Source organism: Pseudomonas sp. OTU5201 (assembly GCF_038440135.1).
In the GTDB taxonomy this organism is placed as follows: domain Bacteria; phylum Pseudomonadota; class Gammaproteobacteria; order Pseudomonadales; family Pseudomonadaceae; genus Metapseudomonas; species Metapseudomonas resinovorans.
This window is the reverse complement of record NZ_JASATC010000061.1, coordinates 21,210-27,245: the sequence shown is the minus strand read 5'-3', so window position 1 is coordinate 27,245 and position 6,036 is coordinate 21,210. Positions and strand designations below refer to the sequence as shown.

Genomic DNA, 6,036 nt, shown 5'->3' with positions numbered 1-6,036 from the left:
CAGGTTATGGTTTGCGCCGGCCGATCAGGCCAGGTGCAGATGGTTGTCCCAAAAGCTCGCTGGCAGTTGCAGCGGCGTGGCGATGAACTGGTCGCCCCGGCAGTCGTACAGGCGGCAACGTCCCTGGCCGGAGGTGACGACAAAGCCGTCCTTCACCGCGCCGACACCGGCGCAGTCCGGCAGCGGCGCGTCCAGGCGAACGGCGCCGCTGTCCAGGTCCCAGATGAAGAAGCGGTTGCCACGCGGTGCGGTCAGGGCCACCAGGCGCAGCTCGTCATGGATGGCGACGCTGGCGGTGTACTGGAGCATCGCCAGGCGCTGTTCGTCCTCCAGCGGAAAGGGTTGGAAGGGCTGGCCGGGGCGCTTGATGGCGAGCAGGTCGGCACGGTCGATTGCATCACCCATGTACTGCTGGCCGGCGACGATGGTGCCGTCGGCGCCAATGGCCAGGTGACGGATGCTGTTCATTTGCTGCGGCAGGGTTTCCTTCGACAGCAGGCTGCCGTCGCGGCGCATCAGCACCAGGCTCGGTTCCATGGCGTCGAGGTTCATCTCCACACGGCTTTCGGCCTCGGTACGGATGCCGCCATTGGCGACCACCAGGGTTTCGCCATCGGGCATCCAGGAAACCTGGTGCGGGCCCAGGCCGTGGGTGGACAGCTCGTCTTCATGGATCAGCCGGCCGTCCTGATAGCGGTAGCGGCCAAGCATGCCGCGACCGGGGTCGGTGGTGTCATTCTCGGTGGCATAGAGCCATTCGCCGTCACGGTGCCAGACGCCGTGGCCGTAGAAGTGGCGGTCCTCGCGAGAGGTCAGCGTCTGCAGCAGGCGGCCGTCGCGCAGGTCCACCAGGTAGCTCTCGGTGCCCGGACGGCGGGCGACGAAGAGCGCCACGGGCTCGCTGGGGTGTTCGACTATGTCGTGGCAGCGCTGGGCGACGCGGGTGGCGAACACCTGGGAGCCGTCGAGGTGGTAGCCCACGGCGTAGTGATGACCATCGGCGTCGTCGCGGGCGGAGAGCAGCAAGGGTGATTGTCCCTTGCGGCTGAGGGTCCAGCCGCCCAGGCCGACGGCACCGAATAGCAGGCTGGCGAGAGTGAGGACCTGGCGGCGGAGCATGTCAGTCACCGTCGTTGGCGTTGAAACCGAGCTGCACGCCCAGGGCCTTGGCCAGTTCACCGGAGTGCAGGCGTTGCACGCGGTCCAGGCTGTCGTAGAAGTCGTTGACCTGCTTCATGCCTTCTTCACTGGCGAGCAGCACGCCCAGCGGTTGCTTGAGCGCATCGAGCTTGCCACGGGCTTCGACATAACCGGCGTCGATCTTCTCGGCCAGGGCCTTCTGGTCGTCGCCCAGCAGGCTGCGAATACCGTGCTTGTCGGTGCCCAGCCAGAGCGTTTCGGCGCTGGCCAGGGCAGCGGCGACGTTGGAGAGGGAGCTCTCGCTGCGCCATGCCTCGGCCTGCATCGGCTGGGGCAGGCCTTTGGTCTGGCGGCCCAACGGGGTGCCGAGCTTTTTCTTCAGGGTGTCCAGGGCCGTGACCTGGACCCGCAGCAGCTCGGAGATGGCTTCATGGGAGTCGGCGTAGCGCTGGTTGGGGAATTTGCTCAGTTGGTCGAGCATGCCGTCCTTGCTGTTCCAGCGCGCCAGGATGTCCTCGGCCAGGCTTTGCTGGTGCTCGCCGATGGCTTCCAGAAGCGGACAGTAGCGCGCCTTCTGGGTGCTGTCGGCCATGTCCAGGTTGCTGTCGAAGAGGATGTATTCATAGGCGGACAGGCCCTGGACCACTACGCTGGCCTTGGCCAGGGCTGCGGCATTGACCTGCGGCTGGGCCTTGACCAGTTGCTCCACCTGGCGACCGACCAGGTTCTTCTTGTCCGGCCAGAACTGCACTTGCCAGGCGCGGTTGCCTTCGGCCAGCGGGCCGACCATCAGCGGCTGCAGTTCGGCCCAGGCTTTCTGCGCAGCGAGGAAGTCGGCGCGGGCCTTGGCCAGGTCTTCCTTGCCGGAGCAGAAGGCCAGGGCGCTGGAGGCAAGCTGGCGGTCGGCTTCGACCCAGCGGCTGTAGGTCGGCAGGATCACGTCCTTGGCCAGGGCCGCGGCGGTCTGCGCCTGCGGGTCCTGCGGGGCGCAGGCACCCAGGGCAAGGGCGGCGAGGCTGGTGAACAGCAGTTTGGGACGGAACATGCGGGGCTCCTTATAGGGAATTCAGGAAAGCCAGCAGCGCGGCACGCTGCCCGGCGTCGTAGTTCAGGACCTTCTGCTTCGCGGCCTCGGCTTCACCGCCGTGCCAGAGGATGGCTTCCAGCAGGTTGCGGGCACGGCCATCGTGCAGGAACTGGGTATGTCCGCTCACCGTTTCGGTCAGCCCGATGCCCCAGAGTGGCGGGGTGCGCCAGTCGCGGCCAGTGGCCTGGAACTCGGCGCGCCCGTCGGCCAGGCCATCGCCCATGTCGTGTAACAGCAGGTCGGAGTAGGGGCGGATCACCAGGTTGGCCAGTTCGGGTTCGGCGGCATCGGCCGCTGTGGTGAAGCTCGGGGTATGGCAGGACTGGCAGCCAGCCTGGTGGAACAGGCCCTTGCCTTCCAGCACCTGCGCGCTGTCCACGTCGCGACGGGCCGGTACGGCCAGGTTGCGGGTGTAGAACAGTACGAGGGACAGGATGTTGTCGCTGACTTCCGGCTCGCCACCATTCACCGCGGCCTTGCAGGCGGTCTGCGCCGCCGTGCAATCGTCTTTCGGCAGGGAACTGGTGGTCAGGCCCATATCACCAGAGAAAGCGTGAAAATTCTGTTGATTCAGGTTTGGCTGCCCGGCCTTCCAGCCGAAGCGACCGGGCACCGCCTTGCCGGCAACATCGTCCCAGACCTGGTTGGCACGGCCGCGAATGCCATCGCCATCAGCGTCGTCCGGGTCCGCGTTGGCGAGGATCGCCGCTTCGGGAATGGCTTCCAGCAGGCCCAGGCCGATCATGGGGGGGGCGACGCGGGCAGAGAACAGGGTATCGGGATGCATCGCGCCATAACCGAGCTGGGAAATCTCCAGGCGCGGCTTGCGCAGCTCCACCGTCGTGCCGTCGGCAAAGGTCACCGGAACGGGATCGTACCTAACCCGTACCTTACCCTCGGGCTCGATGCCGGGAATGGACACGTCCTGCAGCTGACCGCCGTAGGCGGGTTCCGGCACCACGCCCAGGCGTTCGAGTTGCCGGGTGTGCTCGGCCGAGGCATCAGCCGGAATCGACAGGCGTACCAGCATCGATACGGCGTTGCTCGCGCCCGGTTCCGGCGGGTGGCCGCGGCCGTCCTTCACGTGGCAGTTCTGGCAGGCATTGGTATTGAACAGGGGGCCGAGGCCGTCGCGTGCCGTGGTGGTGGAGGGCGCGATTACCCAAGGATTGCGGAAAAAGCTGTTGCCCACGCTGAAATCCAGCCTGCGCGAGGGTGTCAGGTTGGCCGAGGACATGGAAAACGCGTTGTGGTCGAACTGGCGGACCGTTGCCGCACCGCCGGAAAGGTGCTCGCCGGGTTCGGCCTGGGTGAACCGCGGCGCGTCGTCACAGGCACTGAGGCCAAGGGTCAGCAGCAGCGGCGACAGGCGGCGAAAGGCCGTTGGAGCGAGCATTGGCGGGGTCCGGTCGGCAATAAACAGGCCGGCAAGCTTATCAGGACTGGGGGCTCTGAATAAGAGGGATTTGCGTTTGCCTTACATTCTGGAACGGCTTGTGATGCTCATTCTGTAGGGGCGATTTCCATCGCCAAGCAGGCCGAAGGCCTGTCTATCGGACCCGCAGGGGCAGCTGCGCCGCCCTTGGCGAATGAATTCGCCCCTACAAGGAGTCGCCCCCCGGATCAGCAAAAACCATCAGCCACAAAAAAGCGGATGCGGCACTGGGCCGCATCCGCTTCCTGTTTACCGCTGCGTCGATCAGAACTGGTGATCGGCGTTGTCCGGTTTCAGGTCGGTGATGCCGAGTTTGCCGGCGGCATCCTCGATGGCACCGGTCTGCTTGACCAGGGAAGCGATGGCATCGCGCACCAGTTGCTGGCCGGCGGTGTTGTCGGCGGCGATCAGTTGGTCGAAGTGCACGCCCTTGTTGGCGCTGTCCACCAGGGCTTGCAGCTTGCCTTCGGTGGCTTCCAGGTCGGCCTTCAGGGTGGTGTCGGTCTGGGCGTCAATCTTGGCGACCAGGGACGACAGGCTCGGACCGGTCAGGGTGGTGCCGTCGACCTTTTTGTACTCGCCCAGGTAGACGTTGCGGATGCCCTTGCCGTTGTAGAAGTGCGAGTTGTGGGTGTTGTCGCTGAAGCAGTCGTGCTCGTCTTCGGTGGAGTTGGCTTCCAGGGCGACCTTCATGCGCTCGCCCGCCAGCTCGCCGAGGGACAGGCTGCCCATGCCGAAGAGCATCTTGCGCAGACCGGAGTCAGCCGGTTCGGCTTCCAGCTTGGCGCGGTAGTTGTCGGCAACGCCGGCTTTCCACTGGCCGACCATGTATTCCAGGTCGCTGACCAGCAGGTCGGTGGCGGCTTTCAGGTAAGCGCGACGGCGCTCGTTGTGGCCGCCAGTGGAACCTTCGCCGACCACGTAGTCGGTGGCGGGACGGTTGCCGGCGCCTGGGCCGCTGCCGTTCAGGTCCTGGCCCCAGAGGAGGAATTCGATGGCGTGGTAGCCGGTGGCGACGTTGGCTTCGGAGCCGCCCAGCTCGTTCAGGCTGGCCAGCTTCTCGCCGGTGATTTCAGTGACGTCGATCTTGTCTTCGCCGACCTGGATGGTGGTGTTGGCGACGATGTTGGCGGTGGCGCCGGGGTTGCCCAGGGCGTGCTGGTAATCGCCAGCAACGTAGTCGATCAGGCCTTCGTCCAGCGGCCACGCATTCAGTTGACCTTCCCAGTCGTCCACCACCGGGTTGCCGAAGCGGAACACTTCGGTCTGCATGTAGGGAACGCGGGCGGCCAGCCAGGCTTCGCGGGCGGCCTTCAGGGTGTCGGCGTCGGGCTTGGCGAGGAAGGCGTCAACGGCCTTCTGCAGGTTTACGCCGGTAGCGTGGGCGTCGGTGAACACGGCCAGGGCGAGGTCGGCATAGTGGGCAACGACCTTCTTGGCCTCGGCCTCGTCGACCTTGGCGGTGGCAGCCGGGGCCGCGGCGGTGGCGGCCGGAGCAACGGCTTGCGGTGCTGCAGCTTCTTTCTTGTCGTCACCGCAACCAGCGAGGGAGATGGCGACGGCGAGTAGGCTGGCGGTGGCCAGGGGCATACGAATCATGTGCGAGGTCCTTTGCTTCTGAGTGATGGCAATGTGTAGTTGCGCAAATGAAAACCGGCACATAATGCGAAAGATTTTCATTTTTGGAAAGGCTGATGTCGGGCGTTTTGCAACAGCTGTGTCCAAGGTCTCCGCGTCTTGGGTCAATCACCCTTAGAATCGCCATAACCCTGATGATCCGCAGCTGAAGGAGAAGCCTGCATGAGTCTGACCAGCGTTGCCCTGATCGTGGTCCTGTTACTGGTCGCCGCTTATGCGGTGATCCTCTACAACGCGCTGGTGCGCCTCAAGCATGGGGTGGGCAAGGCCTGGTCGAACATCGAGGTACTGCTCAAGCAGCGCCATGACGAGTTGCCCAAACTGGTGGAAACCTGCAAGCAGTACATGCAGCACGAGCGCACCACCCTCGAGCGGGTGATCTTGGCTCGCAATGCGGTAGCCAGTGCCCGCGAGAAGGGCGATATCGGTGCCCTCGGCCAGGCCGAGAGCGGCCTGCGTGCCGGCCTCGGCCAGCTGTTTGCCCTGGCGGAGAACTACCCGCAGCTCAAGGCCAACGAAAGTTTTCAGTTCCTCCAGCAGCGCATCAGCGGCCTGGAGAATGGCATCGCCGACCGTCGTGAGCTGTACAACGAGGCGGTGAACCTGAACAACGTGCGCATCGAGCAATTTCCGGACGTGATCATTGCCGGTCTGTTCGGCTTCAAGGCTGCCGAGCTGCTGGAGTTCAGCGAAGCCGAGAAAGCCGACGTCGACCTCAAGAGCCTGTTCGGCTGAT

The 6,036-nt window shown here is 64.9% G+C and carries 5 protein-coding genes; 1 reads left to right on the top strand and 4 read right to left on the bottom strand.

Annotation, left to right across the window (positions count from 1 at the left end):
• Window positions 1-24: 24 nt before the first annotated feature.
• The 4 genes from AAHM40_RS25300 to AAHM40_RS25285 form a co-directional block, all read right to left on the bottom strand.
• Complete coding sequence (locus AAHM40_RS25300) at window positions 25-1,119, bottom strand: DUF1513 domain-containing protein (protein ID WP_342247149.1); 1,095 nt, start codon at window positions 1,117-1,119, stop codon at window positions 25-27.
• A gap of 1 nt (window position 1,120) precedes the next feature.
• Window positions 1,121-2,185: an imelysin family protein gene (locus tag AAHM40_RS25295; protein ID WP_342247148.1), complete on the bottom strand. Its 1,065-nt coding sequence runs from the start codon at window positions 2,183-2,185 to the stop codon at window positions 1,121-1,123.
• A gap of 10 nt (window positions 2,186-2,195) precedes the next feature.
• Window positions 2,196-3,623, bottom strand: a complete 1,428-nt coding sequence (locus AAHM40_RS25290) for a di-heme oxidoreductase family protein (protein WP_342247147.1) — start codon at window positions 3,621-3,623, stop codon at window positions 2,196-2,198.
• A 303-nt stretch (window positions 3,624-3,926) separates the two neighbouring features.
• On the bottom strand, window positions 3,927-5,261 hold the full coding sequence (locus tag AAHM40_RS25285) for an imelysin family protein (RefSeq protein WP_342247146.1): 1,335 nt from the start codon (window positions 5,259-5,261) through the stop codon (window positions 3,927-3,929).
• A 201-nt stretch (window positions 5,262-5,462) separates the two neighbouring features.
• Here AAHM40_RS25285 and AAHM40_RS25280 point away from each other — a divergent pair, with 201 nt between their 5' ends.
• The gene (locus AAHM40_RS25280) at window positions 5,463-6,035 is read left to right on the top strand and encodes a LemA family protein (RefSeq protein ID WP_342247145.1); all 573 of its coding nucleotides are present in this window, start codon (window positions 5,463-5,465) and stop codon (window positions 6,033-6,035) included.
• Window position 6,036 lies beyond the last annotated feature (1 nt).